General features: G+C 64.0%; 19 protein-coding genes. 16 read left to right on the forward strand and 3 right to left on the reverse strand.

Annotated elements, in window-relative coordinates; all coding sequences use genetic code 11:
- The first annotated feature begins 3 nt into the window (after positions 1-3).
- From livM to ureG, 16 genes are all read left to right on the forward strand, one after another.
- Positions 4-1,392, forward strand: coding sequence for a high-affinity branched-chain amino acid ABC transporter permease LivM (livM, locus tag EXZ48_RS02215; RefSeq protein WP_050744072.1), 1,389 nt, complete (start codon positions 4-6; stop codon positions 1,390-1,392).
- Positions 1,392-2,279, forward strand: a complete 888-nt coding sequence (locus EXZ48_RS02220) for an ABC transporter ATP-binding protein (RefSeq protein WP_024270834.1) — start codon at positions 1,392-1,394, stop codon at positions 2,277-2,279. Before livM ends, EXZ48_RS02220 begins: the two co-directional genes overlap by 1 nt.
- Positions 2,276-3,001, forward strand: a complete 726-nt coding sequence (locus EXZ48_RS02225) for an ABC transporter ATP-binding protein (RefSeq protein ID WP_024270835.1) — start codon at positions 2,276-2,278, stop codon at positions 2,999-3,001. Before EXZ48_RS02220 ends, EXZ48_RS02225 begins: the two co-directional genes overlap by 4 nt.
- Positions 3,002-3,107: 106 nt before the next feature.
- The gene (locus EXZ48_RS02230) at positions 3,108-3,452 is read left to right on the forward strand and encodes a DUF6867 family protein (RefSeq protein ID WP_024270836.1); all 345 of its coding nucleotides are present in this window, start codon (positions 3,108-3,110) and stop codon (positions 3,450-3,452) included.
- 111 nt (positions 3,453-3,563) lie between these two features.
- Entirely contained in the window at positions 3,564-4,682 is a 1,119-nt protein-coding gene (locus EXZ48_RS02235) for a branched-chain amino acid ABC transporter substrate-binding protein (protein ID WP_023514116.1), read from the forward strand.
- Positions 4,683-4,871: 189 nt separating this feature from the next.
- The gene (locus EXZ48_RS02240) at positions 4,872-5,723 is read left to right on the forward strand and encodes an urease accessory protein UreD (RefSeq protein ID WP_130514159.1); all 852 of its coding nucleotides are present in this window, start codon (positions 4,872-4,874) and stop codon (positions 5,721-5,723) included.
- Positions 5,724-5,821: 98 nt separating this feature from the next.
- The gene (locus tag EXZ48_RS02245; RefSeq protein ID WP_023514118.1) at positions 5,822-6,124 is read left to right on the forward strand and encodes an urease subunit gamma; all 303 of its coding nucleotides are present in this window, start codon (positions 5,822-5,824) and stop codon (positions 6,122-6,124) included.
- A 4-nt stretch (positions 6,125-6,128) separates the two neighbouring features.
- Positions 6,129-6,383: a DUF1272 domain-containing protein gene (locus tag EXZ48_RS02250; RefSeq protein WP_130514160.1), complete on the forward strand. Its 255-nt coding sequence runs from the start codon at positions 6,129-6,131 to the stop codon at positions 6,381-6,383.
- Positions 6,384-6,393: 10 nt separating this feature from the next.
- Entirely contained in the window at positions 6,394-6,699 is a 306-nt protein-coding gene (locus tag EXZ48_RS02255) for an urease subunit beta (protein WP_023514120.1), read from the forward strand.
- A gap of 1 nt (position 6,700) precedes the next feature.
- Positions 6,701-7,135: a lysozyme inhibitor LprI family protein gene (locus EXZ48_RS02260; RefSeq protein ID WP_130514161.1), complete on the forward strand. Its 435-nt coding sequence runs from the start codon at positions 6,701-6,703 to the stop codon at positions 7,133-7,135.
- A gap of 11 nt (positions 7,136-7,146) precedes the next feature.
- A complete protein-coding gene (locus EXZ48_RS02265; RefSeq protein ID WP_130514162.1) occupies positions 7,147-7,764 on the forward strand; it encodes a Urease operon accessory protein in 618 nt (205 codons plus the stop codon).
- A gap of 127 nt (positions 7,765-7,891) precedes the next feature.
- On the forward strand, positions 7,892-9,598 hold the full coding sequence (gene ureC, locus EXZ48_RS02270; RefSeq protein WP_130514163.1) for an urease subunit alpha: 1,707 nt from the start codon (positions 7,892-7,894) through the stop codon (positions 9,596-9,598).
- Between the two features lie 139 nt (positions 9,599-9,737).
- Positions 9,738-10,571 (forward strand): GGDEF domain-containing protein, encoded by an 834-nt coding sequence (locus tag EXZ48_RS02275; protein WP_165909257.1) that lies wholly within the window; start codon positions 9,738-9,740, stop codon positions 10,569-10,571.
- A 107-nt stretch (positions 10,572-10,678) separates the two neighbouring features.
- Entirely contained in the window at positions 10,679-11,149 is a 471-nt protein-coding gene (gene ureE / locus EXZ48_RS02280; RefSeq protein WP_130514165.1) for an urease accessory protein UreE, read from the forward strand.
- Positions 11,142-11,813 (forward strand): urease accessory protein UreF, encoded by a 672-nt coding sequence (locus tag EXZ48_RS02285; RefSeq protein WP_130514166.1) that lies wholly within the window; start codon positions 11,142-11,144, stop codon positions 11,811-11,813. Before ureE ends, EXZ48_RS02285 begins: the two co-directional genes overlap by 8 nt.
- A gap of 94 nt (positions 11,814-11,907) precedes the next feature.
- Positions 11,908-12,519 (forward strand): urease accessory protein UreG, encoded by a 612-nt coding sequence (ureG, locus tag EXZ48_RS02290; RefSeq protein ID WP_050744079.1) that lies wholly within the window; start codon positions 11,908-11,910, stop codon positions 12,517-12,519.
- 21 nt (positions 12,520-12,540) lie between these two features.
- Here ureG and EXZ48_RS02295 read toward each other — a convergent pair whose 3' ends face one another.
- From EXZ48_RS02295 to EXZ48_RS02305, 3 genes are all read right to left on the reverse strand, one after another.
- On the reverse strand, positions 12,541-13,224 hold the full coding sequence (locus EXZ48_RS02295; protein ID WP_023512057.1) for a Crp/Fnr family transcriptional regulator: 684 nt from the start codon (positions 13,222-13,224) through the stop codon (positions 12,541-12,543).
- A 149-nt stretch (positions 13,225-13,373) separates the two neighbouring features.
- On the reverse strand, positions 13,374-16,685 hold the full coding sequence (locus EXZ48_RS02300; protein ID WP_023515439.1) for an efflux RND transporter permease subunit: 3,312 nt from the start codon (positions 16,683-16,685) through the stop codon (positions 13,374-13,376).
- 199 nt (positions 16,686-16,884) lie between these two features.
- Positions 16,885-18,090 carry an efflux RND transporter periplasmic adaptor subunit gene (locus tag EXZ48_RS02305; protein ID WP_082342415.1) on the reverse strand — a complete coding sequence of 402 codons (1,206 nt, stop codon included), beginning with the start codon at positions 18,088-18,090 and terminating at the stop codon, positions 16,885-16,887.
- Positions 18,091-18,093: the final 3 nt, after the last annotated feature.

An 18,093-nucleotide genomic window follows, 5' to 3' on the forward strand; every position in this document is an offset into this window, starting at 1 on the left:
TCCATGTCCAACATTTCGAACACTCATGAGCGCGCCGGCGGGAACCTGACGGCGCAGGCTCTGCGCGAGGGCTTTTTTGCCGGTCTCGTCGCACTCGGCCTCTTCGTCCTCTTCGTCGGTCTCGAGACCACGCAGAACATCCGCAACGAGCTTGTGCTGAACCAGCGCTGGGGGCTGCTTGCGATCTTCGTGGTCGTCGCTGCCGTCGGCCGCTTCCTTTCCGTCGCCTATCTGCGTCCCTGGGCCGCGGCCCGCAAGGCGGCCGCTTCGGCCAAGCCGGCGGAAGGCGAGGAGAGCTTCTTCAAGCGCAACTTCAGCAAGATCGCCATCGTTGCGCTGCTCATCTATCCGCCGCTGATGGTCATGCTCTTCGGCGTGCAGGGCTCGCTGAAGTGGGTCGACAATTTCGGTATCCAGATCCTCATCTACGTGATGCTCGCCTGGGGCCTGAACATCGTCGTCGGTCTCGCCGGCCTGCTCGACCTCGGTTATGTCGCCTTCTATGCGGTCGGTGCCTATTCCTACGCGCTGCTGTCGCAGCAGTTCGGTTTCTCCTTCTGGATCCTGCTGCCGCTTGCCGGCATCCTTGCGGCTTTCTGGGGCATGATCCTCGGCTTCCCGGTGCTGCGCCTGAAGGGTGACTACCTTGCCATCGTGACGCTGGCCTTCGGGGAAATCATCCGTCTCGTGCTCATCAACTGGACGGAAGTGACTCGCGGTACCTTCGGCGTGTCGGGCATTCCCAAGGCTTCGGTCTTCGGTATCTGGTCGTTCGACGTCAGCGCGCCGAACAACTTCGCCAAGGCCTTCGGTCTGCCGATGTCCTCGGCCTATTACAAGATCTTCCTCTTCTATCTCATCCTGGCGCTGGCCCTGCTCACCGCCTACGTGACGATCCGCCTGCGCCGCATGCCGATCGGCAGAGCCTGGGAAGCGTTGCGTGAAGACGAGATCGCCTGCCGTTCGCTCGGCATCAACACGGTGACGACCAAGCTGACGGCTTTCTCCATCGGCGCGATGTTTGGCGGTTTTGCCGGCTCCTTCTTCGCTGTGCGCCAGGGCTTCGTGTCGCCGGAAAGCTTCGTCTTCCTCGAATCGGCGATCATCCTTGCCATCGTCGTTCTCGGCGGCATGGGCTCGCTCGTCGGTATCGCCATTGCGGCGGCGGTCATGGTCGGCGGTACGGAGCTCCTGCGCGAGATGACGTTCCTCAAGTCCATTTTCGGACCTGACTTCACGCCGGAACTCTACCGCATGCTGATCTTCGGCCTCGCCATGGTCGTCGTCATGGTCTGGAAGCCGCGCGGCTTCGTGGGAAGCCGTGAGCCGACCGCGTTCCTCAAGGAGCGCAAGGCGGTCTCCGGAAGCTTTACCAAGGAAGGGCACGGCTGATGGCGCCCGGAACGAATACGATGACGAAAGATCCCATCCTGAAAGTCGAGCATCTGTCGATGCGCTTCGGTGGTCTCATGGCCATCAACGACCTCTCCTTCGAGGCCTACCGCGGCGACATCACGGCGCTCATCGGCCCCAACGGTGCCGGCAAGACCACGGTGTTCAACTGCGTGACGGGCTTCTACAAGCCGACCATGGGCATGATCACCATGTGCCAGAAGGGCGGCAAGCAGTTCCTGCTGGAGCGCATGACCGACTTCGAGGTCAACCGCGATGCCAAGGTGGCGCGCACCTTCCAGAACATCCGGCTGTTTTCCGGCCTGACGGTTCTCGAAAACCTGCTCGTCGCCCAGCACAACATGCTGATGAAGGCCTCCGGCTATACGATCCTCGGCCTGCTCGGCATGCCCGCCTACAAGAAGGCTGCCGGCGAATCGATCGATGTCGCAAAGTACTGGCTGGAGAAGGCGAATCTCATCGAGCGTGCCGACGACCCGGCGGGCGATCTGCCCTATGGCGCGCAGCGGCGTCTGGAAATCGCCCGCGCCATGTGCACGGGGCCGGAATTCCTGTGCCTCGACGAGCCGGCCGCAGGCCTCAACCCCCGCGAATCGCTGGCGCTCAACGAACTCCTGCGCTCGATCCGCAACGACAGCGGCACGTCGATCCTGCTCATCGAGCACGACATGTCCGTTGTCATGGAGATTTCTGACCATGTGGTCGTGCTCGAATATGGGCAGAAGATCTCCGACGGCACGCCGGACCATGTGAAGAACGATCCGAAGGTTATCGCGGCCTATCTCGGTGTCGAAGATGATGAGGTCGAAGAGGTGATCGAGCAAATCGAGGTGATCGAGGGCACGCAGGGAGGATCGCAGGAATGAGCGATACGCTTCTCAGCGTCAAGGGCGTGGAAACCTACTACGGCAATATCCGCGCACTCGCCGGCGTCGATGTCGAGGTCAAGAAGGGCGAGATCGTCTCGCTCATCGGTGCGAACGGCGCCGGCAAGTCGACCCTGATGATGACGATCTGCGGCAGCCCGCAGGCCCGCGCCGGCACCGTCACGTTCGACGGCGAGGACATCACCCGTCTGCCGACGCATCTGATCGCCCGTCGTCGTATCGCCCAGTCGCCGGAAGGGCGCCGCATCTTCCCGCGCATGACGGTCTATGAAAATCTCCAGATGGGCGCGAGCCTCGACAATCTGAAGTATTTCAACGAGGACGTGGAAAAGATCTTCACGCTCTTCCCGCGGCTCAAGGAGCGTCAGGCCCAGCGCGGCGGCACGCTTTCGGGCGGCGAGCAGCAGATGCTCTCCATCGGTCGTGCGCTGATGGCGCGTCCGAAGCTCCTGCTTCTCGACGAGCCCTCGCTCGGTCTTGCCCCGCTGATCGTCAAGGGCATCTTCGACGCGATCAAGAAGCTCAATCAGAACGAGGGCCTCACGGTGTTCCTCGTCGAGCAGAACGCCTTCGCCGCTCTCAAACTCTCCGACCGGGCCTATGTGATGGTCAACGGTCAGGTGACGATGAGCGGTTCGGGCAAGGAACTTCTGGCCAATCCGGAAGTGCGCGCCGCCTATCTCGAAGGCGGCCGGCACTGAGGGTGGTCCCGCGCAGGACCCGCATGGATCCTGCGCCGATCCTAGGATTTACGGCGGCTGGCGCATATCCTGCGGGACGCGCGGCCCTGTAAGGGGAGTATGTATTATGCAGGGAATTCTCTACGAAGAACCGTCGATCTGGCAGTTCCTGTTCATCACCGTCATCATGGGCGGCTGGACGGCCTGGCGTACCGGCAAGAGCGTCGCCGAGAACTGGCAGAGCTACGCCACGCTGGTGATTTACGTGCTTCTGCTCGGTGCGGCGATCCGCTTCGTTCACCATGCGCTGTTCCACGGCACCATGCTCACGGTGCAATACTATGTCGTGGACACGGTCGTGCTTTTGTTGTTTGCTACGCTGGGTTACCGCTACTATCGCACGCGGCAGATGACCAATAACTATTACTGGCTCTATGAAAAGGCATCGCCCTTTTCCTGGAAAGCGAAATAACCAGAGGGAAGCCCGCGGCCGGTTTTCGGTCGCGGCATAACGATATCGGCGCAATGATGCGGGTGTTGCGACCGGTTGAAACAAGCCCGCTTTAAATTTGGGAGTAACAATATGAAGAAGTCTCTCATGTCGGCTGTTGCTTTGGCTGCAATGGTCGCCTTCAGCGGCAGCGCCTGGGCCGACATCCTGATCGGTGTCGGCGGCCCGCTGACCGGTCCGAACGCCGCCTTCGGCGCGCAGCTGCAGAAGGGTGCCGAGCAGGCCGCTGCCGACCTCAATGCAGCCGGTGGCATCAATGGCGAGCAGGTCAAGATCGTGCTTGGCGACGACGTTTCCGACCCGAAGCAGGGCGTTTCGGTCGCCAACAAGTTCGTCGCTGATGGCGTGAAGTTCGTGGTTGGTCACTTCAACTCGGGCGTTTCCATCCCGGCTTCGGAAATCTATGCGGAAAACGGCGTCCTGCAGATCTCGCCGGCATCCACCAACCCGACCTACACCGAGCGTGGCCTGTGGAACACCTTCCGTACCTGCGGCCGTGACGACCAGCAGGGTGCTGTTGCCGGTTCCTTCGTTGCTGCCAACTTCAAGGACGCCAAGGTCGCCGTCCTGCACGACAAGACGCCGTATGGCCAGGGTCTTGCCGACGAGACCAAGAAGTCGATGAACGAAGCCGGCGTGACCGAAGCCATCTATGAAGGTGTCAATGTCGGCGACAAGGACTTCTCCGCACTCATCGCCAAGATGAAGGAAGCCGGCGTTTCGGTCGTCTATTGGGGCGGCCTGCACACCGAGTTCGGCCTCATCGAGCGCCAGTCCGCAGACCAGGGCCTGAAGGCCACCTTCATCTCGGGCGACGGCATCGTTTCGAACGAACTGGCTTCCATCGCCGGCGACGCCGTCGACGGCACGCTGATGACCTTCGCGCCCGATCCGCGCAAGAACCCGGCCGCCAAGGACCTCGTCGAGAAGTTCCGCGCTGCCGGCTTCGAGCCGGAAGCCTACACGCTCTATGCCTATGCTGCCGTTCAGGTCATCGCTGAAGGCGCCAAGGCTGCCGGCGGTACCGACGCGCAGGCCGTTGCCGAAGCCATCAAGTCCAAGGGTCCGTTCCAGACCGCGATCGGCGAACTCGGCTTCGACGAAAAGGGCGACATCACCCGTCCGGACTACGTCATGTACACCTGGAAGAAGGGTGAAGACGGCAAGTACACCTACATTCAGAACGAGTAGTCGTTCTGACGGAACGGGCGGCGCATTGCACGTCGCCCGGCCGCTTGAGCTTGAGCCCGGCCTTCGTGCCGGGCTTTTTTGTCGCCGGCAGGGTTCTGCGATGATGGTGGGACACGGTTGGGGCTTGCGTGTCGAGGCGTCCTGGTGAAACCTGCACCAAAGAGTGTCCCAACTCCGGTATCGAAACCCATGAACATTTATGCGGAACCGCCATCTGCTCTTGAAGGGGAGGTTCCTTCCCAGCGCCTTCAACGCGCACGCGGGCACGGGCGACTGGCTGCGAAGGCTTCTGCCGCCGGCACGCGGCTCGACGTGCTCTTCCAGGAGGGCTGCGCCAAGATCCGCCTGCCCAAGACCTTCGACGGAACGATGGAAGCGGTGTTGATCAACACGGCAGGTGGGCTCACCGGCGGGGACCGTGTCCTCTGGGAGCTGGAGGCTCGCGCCGGAACGCGCCTGACGGCGACGACGCAAGCCTGTGAACGGGTCTACAAGGCACATGCGTCCACTGCGAGTGTGGAGACCCGCATTGCTGTCGGTGCCGGTGCGCGAGTCGACTGGCTGCCGCAGGAGACCATTCTTTTTGATCAGGCGGCACTCGGCCGCCGGCTGGAGGTGGATCTTGCCGAAGACGCCACGTTCCTTGCGGTCGAGGCCATTCTGCTCGGTCGCAAGGCGATGGGCGAGCGTATGGAGGCCGGGCTTTTCCGGGACCGCTGGCGCATCCGCCGTGCCGGCCGGCTGATCCATGCGGAGGAAACCGCGCTGGCCGGCGGGATTGCCGCGCTGGCGGACCAAAGGGCGACATTGGCCGGTGCTCGTGCCTTTGCCACCGTGCTCTTCTGTGGCGCTGCAGCAGAGGCGCATCTGGAGCCGCTGCGCCGGCTGCTGGTGGACGGGGAGGGCGGTGCCAGCCATTGGCAGGACAAGCTCGTTCTGCGCCTCGTTGCGCCCGATGGGTTCGCGCTTCGCAAAAAGCTGATCCCGATCATTTCGCACCTGCGTGGCGGCGCGGGCGTACCGAAAGTGTGGACCCTCTGACCCCCTGCGGTTTCGAGCCGGGTTCCTGTTTTACGTATGTCGTGCGCGCAATTCCCCTGTTTAATATCGCACGACGTGAATCAAGCGATGGGCCATCCATGAACCTGACTCCCCGCGAAAAGGACAAACTGCTGATCGCCATGGCCGCGATCGTGGCGCGCAAGCGGCTGGAACGCGGCGTGAAACTCAACCATCCCGAGGCGATCGCGTTGATTACTGATTTCGTCGTCGAGGGTGCGCGTGACGGCCGGGCGGTTGCCGAGCTGATGGAAGCAGGTGCCCACGTGCTGGCGCGCAACCAGGTGATGGAGGGCATTCCCGAGATGATCCACGACATTCAAGTCGAGGCGACCTTCCCCGACGGCACGAAGCTCGTGACCGTGCACGAACCGATCAGGTGAGATCATGCTGGACCTTCGACCGAACTGCGAATGCTGCGACCGCGACCTGCCGCCGGAAAGCCCGGAGGCGATGATCTGCACGTTCGAATGCACCTTCTGCATCGATTGCGTGACGGGTGTTCTTGACGGTGCCTGCCCGAACTGCGGCGGCGAGTTCGTGCGCCGCCCGGTCCGGCCTGCGGCACTGCTCGCAAAATATCCGGCCTCCGCCAAGCGGGTCCTGAAGGCCGAAGGCTGCGGGCCGGCAGCCGCGGCGTGAGGAGGGTGTCATGATCCCCGGTGAAATCATTGCCGCTTCCGGCGATCTCGAACTCAATGCCGGCCTGCCGGTCACCACGCTCGATGTTTCCAACACCGGCGACCGGCCGATCCAGGTCGGCAGCCACTACCATTTTTACGAAACCAATGCGGGTCTCGCCTTCGATCGGGAGAAGGCACGGGGCCTGCGTCTCGACATTCCAGCCGGCACGGCGGTGCGTTTCGAGCCGGGGCAGACCCGTACGGTTCATCTCATTCCTTTTGCCGGCAAGCGCGAAATCTACGGTTTCCGCCAGGGCGTGATGGGGAAGCTTTGACATGGTGATACGTTCCTGCCTCCTGCTCGCCACCGCGCTCCTTCTTCTCTCTGCCCCTATGGCCGCCGCGCAGGACGGTGAGCCGGAGGTTGATTGCCAAAACGCCCAGGCACAGATCGAGATGAACATCTGCGCCGGCCGCGATTATGAGGCCGCCGACGAAGAACTGAATGCCGCCTACAAGGTGACCATGGCCGCGGCGCGCAGGATGGACGAACAGGCCCGCGAGATGGGCGAGCACTATGTCGGCGCCGTTGACGCGCTGAAACGTGCCCAGCGTGCCTGGATCGGCTACCGGGACGGGCAGTGCGAGCTGGCCGGCTTCGAGGCGCGCGGCGGCTCCATGGAGCCGATGCTGGTTTCCGGTTGCCTCGCCGACCTGACGCGCAAACGCACGGCCGAACTGAAGGCCGTCTCCGAATTTTCCGGAAATTGAGGAGGCGGGCGGTGTCGCGCAGGATCGCCATTGTCGGAAACGGGCCCGTGCCCGACGGGCTTGCCGCGGTGATCGATGCCGCCGATCTCGTGATCCGCTTCAACGACTGCCGCTCCCTGGGGCGCGGGGGTGACAGGACCGATATCGTGGCGGTCTGCAACACCGGCCGCCCGGCCTTGGCGATGCTGGGCAGTGGCTATTGGAAGGCAAGTGCCGCGGTGCGGCAGGCGCGCGAATTCTGGTGCGTGCGAGCCGCGCAGATGTTTGCCGCCATGCGCCCGGCCCTTGCCGTGAGCCATCCCGATCTCGACGATTTCTGCGACGACTACACGCTCGGCTTCGAGACATTCGCGCACGCCACCGGTCGGCGGATCGACGTGATCCCGTCTGCGGTGCATCATGCGCTCGATGCTGCGCTGGCGGTCTTCGACCCGCCACCCTATGTGGTGCCGAGTTCCGGGCTGATCGTCATCGCCCATGTGCTCGACACCGTCGCCAAGGCGGGCGATCGTGTTTCCATCGCCGGGTTCGGTCACGAAGGGTGGCAATGGCACCCCTTTGTCGCCGAGCGGCGCTGGGTGGATGCCCAGATTGCTGCCGGCCGTCTCGACCGGCTGGAGCGCCTCTGATGGGCGCCGATCTACCGGAGCGGCTCCCGATCTTTTGCCGCCTTGCGCGACGCCAAAGCGATGCCGCTCCGGTTGGCAAAGTTTCCGACCATCCGAACAAGACACCTGCCTCCCGGGGAAGTTGACCATGTCCTATCGAATGTCCCGTGCCGCCTATGCCAACATGTTCGGCCCAACCATCGGCGACAGGGTACGGCTGGCCGATACCGAGCTCTTCGCCGAGGTGGAAAGGGATTTCACCAGCTATGGCGACGAGGTGAAGTTCGGTGGCGGTAAGGTCATCCGCGACGGTATGGGCCAGAGCCAGGCAACGCGAGCCGAGGGGGCCGTCGACACGGTCATTACCAATGCGCTGGTCATCGACCACACCGGTATCTTCAAGGCTGATGTGGGCCTCAAGAACGGTCGCATCGCTGCGGTTGGCAAGGCGGGCAATCCTGATACGCAGCCCGGCGTCACCATCATTGTCGGCCCCTCGACCGAGGTGATTGCAGGTGAGGGCAAGATCCTCACGGCGGGCGGCATGGACGCCCATATCCACTACATCTGCCCGCAGCAGATCGAGGAAGCGCTGGCGAGCGGCATCACCATGATGCTTGGCGGCGGCAGCGGCCCGGCACACGGTACGCTTGCCACCACCTGCACGGGCGCCTGGCATATCGAGCGCATGATCGAGAGCTTTGACGCCTTTCCGATGAACCTGGCGCTTGCCGGCAAGGGCAATGCCTCGCTGCCGGCGGCGATCGAGGAAATGGTGAAGGCCGGGGCCTGCGCGCTGAAGCTGCACGAGGATTGGGGGACGACGCCGGCGGCGATCGACTGCTGCCTTTCCGTCGCTGATGACTACGACGTGCAGGTTATGATCCACACGGACACGCTGAACGAAAGCGGCTTCGTCGAGGACACGATGGCCGCCATCAAAGGCCGCACCATCCATGCCTTCCACACCGAGGGGGCGGGCGGCGGCCATGCGCCGGACATCATCAAGGTGTGTGGCCATGCCAATGTCATTCCGTCCTCGACCAATCCGACACGACCCTACACGGTCAACACGATCTCCGAACATCTCGACATGCTGATGGTCTGCCATCACCTGTCGTCGTCGATTCCGGAGGACATCGCCTTTGCCGAGAGCCGTATCCGCAAGGAGACGATCGCGGCCGAGGACATCCTGCACGATATCGGCGCCTTCTCGATCATCTCCTCTGACAGCCAGGCCATGGGCCGCGTCGGGGAGGTGGCGATCCGCACCTGGCAGACCGCCGACAAGATGAAGCGCCAGCGCGGCCGCCTTGCCGGCGAGACGGGCGAGAACGACAACCTGCGCATCCGTCGCTACATCGCGAAATACACGATCAATCCGGCGATCGCCCATGGTCTCAGCCACGAGATCGGCTCCGTCGAGGTCGGCAAGCGGGCCGATCTCGTCTTGTGGAACCCGGCATTCTTCGGTGTGAAGCCGGACATGGTGTTGATCGGTGGGGGGATCGCGATGGCGCCGATGGGCGATCCGAACGCTTCCATCCCGACGCCGCAGCCGGTGCACTACCGCCCGATGTTCGGTGCCTTCGGCAAGATGCGCACCAATTCCTCCGTCACCTTCGTCTCGCAGGCGGCGATCGATCTCGGCCTGCGCGAGCGGCTCGGCGTCGCCAAGCAGCTGCTGCCGGTGCGCAACACGCGGGCCATCTCCAAGGCCTCGATGGTGCTGAACGACCTGACGCCGCATATCGAGGTGGATCCGGAGACCTATGAGGTGCGGGCGGACGGCGAATTGCTGACCTGCGAGCCCGCGACCGTGCTGCCGATGGCACAGCGCTATTTCCTTTTCTAGGCGGCTGCCGGCCAAGCGGACCTCTCCGCATATCCCTTAACGGAAGTTTCAAAACGGGACAGTTAAACTTCTAGCGAAGGCATTAGCTGAATCTGAAAGAAAGTGCCTTAGGGTCTCCTTGTTCATTATGGAGAGATGTATGCGTGGCAGGCTGGCCCTTTGGCTGAGGGCCCAGTGGGAGGCGGGTGTCTTCCAGACGCGGGCCGATATTTCGATGTTCGTGCTGAACACCGTCCTGGTGACCATCACGCTTGCCACTGCGGGCTATCTGATGGCTACGGCAATCCTCGCGAACTTCGGCCTGCTCCCCAACCCCTTTGCCGCCGCTCTCGGTTTCGATACTCCCACGACGGTGCTGGTTGCGGCGAGCGTTTCGGCCCTGATCGCCTGGCTTCTGGGCATGGCAGTGCATGAAATGGCGCTGTCACGCGCCGAATTGGAACGGCTTAGCCGGCTGGATTCGCTGTCAGGCCTCCTGAACCGGCGGGCCTTCATCGCTGATATGGCGGAGAAGAAGGTTAACGGCTTTTTCGTGCTGTTCGATGTCGATCGGTTCAAGCTTGTCAACGACACGCATGGGCAAGCGGTGGGCGATGCGGTCATCGTTGCCGTTGCAGATGAGCTGGAGCGGGTCTTTGCCGCTCCCCATCTCGTCGGGCGTGTCGGCGGCGAGGAGTTCGCCGTCTTCATCGAGAACGACGACCGCGGGGATTGCAGCCTGCTGGTGGAGGAAGCCCGTCGTTCCGTTGCTGCGCGCCGTGTCGCGGGTGCCAAGGGTCCGGTCACCGTCACCCTGTCGGCCGGCATCGCGGATCGAGCTCAAGGCCGGTCGTTCGAAGCGATCTTCGAGGCGGCGGACCGGGCGCTCTATCTTGCCAAGTCGCTCGGCCGCGACCGGACGATCCATGAGGACGAGGGTGAGGGACTGCTGGAGCCGAGCCGCCGCGTTGCCGCTGGCGGGCGCCGGCGCTGATGACGACCTACGCCAAATGACGTAGGTCGGCGCTTCGGCGGTTTCCTCGACAGGGCAAACGTGCTCTTGTCGGGGGGACTTGATCCATCGAGACCCGAGGTCGCCTCTTGCCCCATCGCTCCACGGAAATCCTGCCGCACGGAACCGGCGGATCCCGCACGCCCATCGACGCCGTCATTCTCGCCCATGATCAGCGCCATGTGCGTCGCAAGCTCCTGCACATGCGCAGCGACGATGTCGTGATGCTCGATCTCCGCGAACCCGTACAGCTTGCCCATGGCGATCTCCTGCTCACGGAAGCGGGCGAGGTGATCGAGGTGATCGCCGCTGCGGAGGAGCTCTACGAGGTGGTGCCGAAGGATCGCCTGCATCTTGCCGAGCTTGCCTGGCACCTCGGCAACCGTCACCTGCCGGCGCAGATCGAGGACATGCGTATCCTCATCCTGCGCGACCATGTGATCCGGGATATGCTGAAGGGGCTTGGTGCTGCGGTGCGGGACGTCGTGGAGCCCTTCCATCCGCTGCGCGGCGCCTATCACGGCGCGGGGCACGGCCACCACCATCACAGCCATGGCTGATACGGCGTCGCCTGCGGCTCTGCTGCGCCTGATGACCTGGCTCTCGCCGGCCTTTCCAGTCGGTGCCTTCTCCTATTCCGGCGGTTTGGAGCAGGTGGTGAGCGATGGCGATGTGAGCGATGCGGAAACGCTCCGTACCTGGCTCGTGAGCCTCCTTGCGCACGGCAATCTCTGGAACGATGCCGTGCTTTTCGCCGAGGCGCATCGGGCCTTCGGCGATGCCGGGCGGCTGACGGAGGTTGCCGAACTCGCGGCGGCATTGTCGGGCTCAGCGGAGCGGTATCGTGAGACGATGCTGCAGGGCGAGGCCTTTCTCGCTGCTGCGGCGAGCTGGCCGCATCCGGTGTTGGCGACGCTCGGTGCCGTCGCCGCCTATCCGGTGGCCGTCGGTGCCGTTTCGGGCGGGCATGGCGTTGCGGCCGAAGCGGCGCTTGTCGCCTATCTGCACGCGGTCGCCTCGAACCTTGCCTCGGTCGCCATCCGCTGCGGCGTTATCGGCCAGCGGGGTGGCGTGGCGCTGCTTGCGGAGCTGGAGGGGACGATCCTCACGCTTGCGGCGGCGGCAGCCCGTTCGACGCTCGATGATCTCGGTTCGGCGGCCGTCCGGGCGGATATCGCCAGTCTGCGGCACGAGACGCTGGCGACACGGCTGTTTCGCTCATGACGGCGCGTGCGGCGATGCGCGGCAAGGTGCGGAGTTTCAACGAAGGGGTGGCGGCGCTCCCGGCCGGCTATCCCGGATCTACCGGAGGTTTTCCATGACATCGAAGAATGGCCCCCTGCGCGTCGGTATCGGCGGCCCGGTCGGCTCGGGCAAGACGGCGCTCACCGAAAAGCTCTGCAAGGCGATGCGCGAGCACTTTTCCGTCGCGGTCGTTACCAACGACATCTATACGAAGGAGGATGCCGAGGCGCTGGTGCGCATGCAGGCGCTGTCGTCCGACCGCATCGTCGGCGTCGAGACGGGCGGCTGCCCGCACACGGCGATCCGCGAGGATGCTTCGATCAACCTCCAGGCCATTGCCGATCTCAACCGGCGGTTCCCCGATCTCGACGTGGTCTTTATCGAATCGGGCGGAGACAATCTGGCCGCCACCTTCTCGCCGGATCTCGCGGACCTGACGATCTATGTCATTTCGGTCTGCCAGGGAGAGGAGATCCCGCGCAAGGGCGGGCCGGGTATCACGCGTTCGGACCTGCTGGTCATCAACAAGAAGGATCTTGCCCCCCATGTCGGGGCAGATCTGGACGTCATGCAGCGCGACGCCGAGCGCATGCGCGCCGCCCGGCCCTTCGTCTTCTCCGATATGAAGCGGGGAGAGGGGGTCGGCCGTATCGTTGATTTCCTGCGCGTTGAGGGCGGTCTCTGATCCCGCCCCGACAAACATCTCTCAGATCCGTCGAAGGGCTTCGGGGTCGCTTACATGGACGAGCCGGCCGCGCACATTGACGCCGTGGCTGCGCAGCATGGAGAAGGCGCGCGACAGTGCCTCGGGTGCAAGGCCGAGCCTGCCGGCGAGCAGGCTCTTCTGGTAGGGTAGGCGGAAACTTGTCGCCTTGTCGTCTGCCGGGCACTGGGCGAGCAGGTAGCGCGCCACGCGCTGCGGTGCAGTGTGCAGCCGGTCGTCGGCAAGGCTGGCAAAGGCCCGTGACAGTTGGCCGGACAAGGCGTTGGCGAGCGCCATCGCCAGATCCGGCCGCCGCCCTGCAATGTCGCGCACGCGCTTCAGGTCGAAACGCGCGATGAGGGAAGGCTCGGCGGCCTGGGCAGTAGCACCGTAGCGGCTGCCGTCGAGCACGACGCTTGCGCCGATGAGGTCGCCGGGACCGTAGAGTTCGACATCCGCTTCTCGGCCGTCCGGATCGAGCTTGTAGACACGCACATAGCCGGAGAGAACGGAATGCAGCATGTCCGCCGGCTCACCCTCGCGAAACAGCATCTGGCGTGCCGGCAGGTTGCCGATCGCCGCTATCTCCATCATCGCCGCCACGCTCTCCACGCCAAGGGCGGACAAGAGGCCGGAATTCAGCAGGGTCTCCCGTTCCCGGGCACCGGGTTTCATCAGCCTGTTCATCGATCTCACTCCATGCTCCCGCAGGCATCATCGGTCTTCGATGGGAGAACGATAGTCGAGGAAGAGGAAGTCTTATTTGATTTCGATCAATGAATACGAAAACGGCCGGTTCGACGTCTGTCGAACCGGCCGTTTGTTTGGCTTTGCCGTTATTCCGCGGCGAGTGGCGAGTGATGCACCACGCTGAAGGGCTTCCGCCCGCCATTTTTCTTCTCGAGCGTCTCGATACGCTTTTCGAGGTCGGCGACGTCGCGGCTGGTCTGGTCCGCCAGGCGGGTCAGCGCCTCCGGCTCCATGGCCAGCAGTTCATCGTCCTTCTTGCCGACAAAGCGGCCAAAAATCCAGCCGAGCAGGCGGGACAGATCGTCCATGATGAGGAAGAAGGACGGAACGACGACGAGCGAGAGCACGGTCGACACGATGATGCCGCCGATGACGGCGATCGCCATGGGCGAACGGAAGGAGCCGCCTTCGCCGACACCGAGCGCCGAGGGCAGCATGCCGGCCGACATGGCGATCGAGGTCATGACGATGGGGCGGGCGCGCTTGCGACCGGCCTCGATCATGGCTTCCACCCGCTCCATGCCGTGATGCATCATCTCGATGGCGAAATCGACGAGCAGGATGGCGTTCTTCGTCACGATGCCCATCAGCATGAGGATGCCGATGAGGACGGGCATGGAGAGCGCGTTCTGCGTCAAGATGAGGCCGGCGGCCACGCCGCCGATGGCGAGCGGCAGCGACAGGAGGATCGTGAAGGGTTGGATGACGTCCTTGAAGAGCAGGATCAGCACCATCAGCACGAGCAGCAGGCCGAGCAACATCGCATTGGCGAAGGACTGCTGCATTTCCCCCTGGATCTCGGCGTCGCCGCTCTCGGCGAATTGCACGGTGGGCGGCATGTCGATGCTGTTCGCGATCTCCTTGAAGCGGGCGGTGGCCGTGTCCAGCGCAACGCCGGGCTTGAGGTCGGATCCGATGGAGACGACGCGGTTGCGGTTGTGCCGCTTCACCGAGCTCGGACCTTCCGAATATTCGATGTCGGCGACGCTCGACAGCGGTACCATCTGGCCGCTCGCCGTCTGGATCTTCAGGTCGCGGATGGCCGAAAGGTCGGCGCGGAAATCGCGGTCGACCTGCACGCGGATGGGGATCAGGCGATCGTCCAGCGAGACCTTGCTGAGCTGGGAATCGATGTCGCCGATGGTGGCGACGCGGACGATTTCCGAGATCTGCGCCGTCGTGATGCCGAGGCGGGCCATCTGGTCGTCGCGCGGACGGATCTGCAGTTCCGGCCGCGGCAGCGAGCCTTCGGAGCTTATATTGGCCAGGACCGGATCGGCGCGCAGTTTCGATTCCAGCACGGCGACGGTGTTGTTGAGGTCCGCCTCGTTGTTGGAGAGAAGGTTGAAGGCAAGGTCGCGTTCGCCGCGATCGTTGAGCTTGATGATGCGCACGTCCGGAATGTCGCGCAGGCCCGCGAAGATCTCCCGCTCGATATCCCATTGCGGACGCAGGCGGCCCTTCGCCTCCACCTTCGGCAGATAAGGCCCGATGACCGGAATCCCGCCGAGCACGTCGTTCACCAGCTTGTGGGTGAGCGAGTGCTCGAGCTTGTCGAGGATGACGGTCACCGAGGCGCGGCGCAGCTCGAGATCGCCCTTCGGCGAGGAACCGCCGAGCACGAAGACGCTTTCCACACCATCGATGTCCTTGACCTTCTCATAGATCTGCGTCGTCGTACGGTCGGTATCGTCGAGCATCGCATCCGGCGGCAGTTCGACAGAGAGAACGACGCGGGAAGCGTCTTCCGGCGGCAGGAAGCTGCCGGGAACGGTGAAGAGCAGCATGACGGAGGCGATAAGGAAGGCGACGGCGGCAAGGAGCGTCGCATAGCGGGCATACCACTTGCGCGTCGTCGTGCTGACGACCCAAGTGTAGAAGCGCATGAAGACGCCTTCCTTCTCCTCGCCATGGCCGTCGGCATCGCCGGAGCGCATGAGATAGGCCGCCATGACGGGCGTTATGAGGCGCGCCACCGCGAGGGAGAAGAACACGGCCACCGCGACCGTCAGACCGAACTGGATGAAGTACTGGCCCGGAATGCCCGGCATGAAGGAGACCGGCACGAAGACTGCGATGATGGTGAAGGTCGTCGCGATGACGGCAAGGCCGATTTCGTCGGCGGCCTCGATCGCGGCCCGGTAGGGTGTCTTGCCCATGCGGATATGCCGGGCGATGTTCTCGATCTCCACGATCGCGTCGTCAACGAGGATGCCGGTCGCCAGCGTCAGCGCCAGGAAGGAGACGAGGTTCAGCGAGAAGCCGAGCATGTCCATGACGAAGAAGGTGGGGATCGCCGAAAGCGGCAGCGCCACGGCGGAGATCAGCGTCGCCCGCCAGTTGCGCAGGAAGAGCAGCACGACGGCGACGGCAAGCAGTGCGCCTTCCAGAAGCGTGTGCAGCGCCGCTTCATAATTGCCATAGGTGAAGTAGACGGCATCATCGACGAGGTCGATCGAGACGTCGGGATATTGCTTGCGCACCGTGTCGAGCGAGGTGGCGACGGATTCGGCGACCGTCACTTCGCTGGCGCCTTTCGAGCGGAACACGGCGAAGGTGACGACGGGATTGCCGTTGAAGCGCGAGAAGGAGCGCGGCTCCTCATAGGTGTCGGTGACCGTGCCGAGTTCGGAAAGCCGCACGAAACGGCCGTTCGGCAGCGCGATCATCGTGCCGTTGAGCTTTTCGACGGAGCGGGCGTCGCCGAGCGTACGGATCGCCTGCTCGGCGCCGGCGACCTGGCCGCGGCCCGAGCCGACATCGGCGTTCATGCTGCGGATCTGCCGGTTGACGTCGGCGGCCGAGATGCCGAAGGAATCGAGCTTGCCTGGATTGAGGTCGATGCGCACCTCGCGGTCGGCGCCGCCGAAGCGATCGATCTTGCCGATGCCCGGCCGGCCCTGCAGGGCACGCTTGACCTTGTCGTCGACGAACCAGGACAGCTCCTCGAGCGTCATATTGGGCGAGGAGACGGCAAAGCTCTGGATCGCCTGGCCTTCCACGTCGATCTTCGTGACGACGGGCTCTTCCACAGAGGCCGGCAGGTCGCTGCGGATGCGGTCGATCGCATCCTTGACGTCCTGAAGCGCCTGGTTGGTCGGCTTTTCGATCTCGAAGAGCACGGATGTGACGGAGCTGCCGTCGGTGACGGTCGACATGATGTCGTCGACGCCTTCGATGCCGGCGACCGCGTCCTCGATCTCCTTGGTGACCTGAACCTCCAGCTCGGCGGGGGCCGCGCCGCTCTGCTCGACGGTGATGGCGATCAGGGGAACGTCGATATTGGGAAAACGGGTGATCGGCAGGGCATAGAAGGATTGGATGCCGACATACATCAGCAGGAAAAACCCGAGCAGCGGCGCAATCGGATTGCGAATGGACCAAGCTGAAAAATTCATGTCCCCAAAGTCCTTGGTAAGAGACCAGACGTTTGCGTATGATTCCGTGCAGGTCCGGACGCAGAATAATGGTGCGCCATTGCCGGACCTCGTCCAGGCATCCGGCCCCATTCCGGATCACCCGCCATGCGACCGGGCGCCCCAGCCCGGCATTCTCCGCCCTGGGCGGCAGCTGCCCCGCTGCGGCGGGGCCATTGCTTCACTTGGTGGCCGATGCCTGCTCGGCGTGGACCGGATTGACCCGGTCGCCGTCACGAACATAGGCGCCGGCCTTGGCGACGACCTCGTCGCCGGCCGTAAGGCCGCTGACGATCTCGATCCCCTGGCCGTCCTGGATGCCGGTTTCGACCGGTACCAGCTTGACCACACCGTTCTCGACCTTGCGGGCGACCGTCTTGCCGCCTGCTGTGGTGATGGCGGAAAGCGGCAGCACGATGCCCTGCTTTTCCTCCACGATGATTTCCGCGCTTGCGAACATGCCGGCACGGGCCTTGCCCGGCTCGTCGAAGCGGATGAAGACGCGGCCGAGGCGGCTTGCCGGGTCGAGTGTCGGTTCGACGAGGCGGATCGTGCCGGTAAGCGTCGCGGCGCCGCCCGCGAGCGTGACGGTCGCTTTCTGGCCCGGCGCGAGCTTGAGGACGCCGTCCTCTGAAACGTCGGCCTTCAGCTCGATCTCGCCGTCGCGGATGACGGTGAAGAGCGGTGCGGCAGCGCCGCTGGCGATGGCGCCGATCTTGGCCGTTCGTGCCGAGACGATACCGGCGACCGGCGATTTCACCGCGGTGCGGGCAAGCCTCAGGTCGATGTCGTCGATCTGCGACTGGGCGACCTTGATGTCCGCCTCGGAAACGGCGATCGCCTGCTTTGCGGAATTGACGCGGGCGAGCGCTGCATCCGCAGCGGCAACGGCCTGGTCGGCGGCTGCCTGTGACTGCGAGCCGGACTTGACGAGCCGCTGGGCCCGGTCGCGAACGCGCACGGCTTCGTCGGCATTGGCCTTGGCTTCGACGAGCTGGGCGTGGATCTGCGCGAGGGCGGCGTTGGCCTTGGCGAGCGACGCCTCGGTCTGGCTCTTCTCCAGCACCAGCGCATCGTCGTTCAGGGTGGCGAGCGTCCCGTCGGCCTCGACCCGATCGCCGACATCGGCGGCAAGGGTGCGGATGGAGAGGCCATCGACGAGCGGCGTGACATAGACATCCTCGACCGCCTGGACCGAGCCGGTGGCGAGCACGCGGTCGGTGAGGGGGCGCGTTTCGGCGGCGGTGACGACGATTGCCGGAAGGTTTTGCGCCTGCTGTTTGCCGGCTTCACCCTCGGCCGGATCGGCGGCGAAGGCGAAAAGCGGCGTTGCCGTCAAGAATGTCGCGACGGAAAAAGAGAGTACTTTCCTGCGTCCAGAAGCCATAGG

Source organism: Shinella sp. JR1-6, from assembly GCF_004284735.1.
Taxonomy (GTDB): domain Bacteria; phylum Pseudomonadota; class Alphaproteobacteria; order Rhizobiales; family Rhizobiaceae; genus Shinella.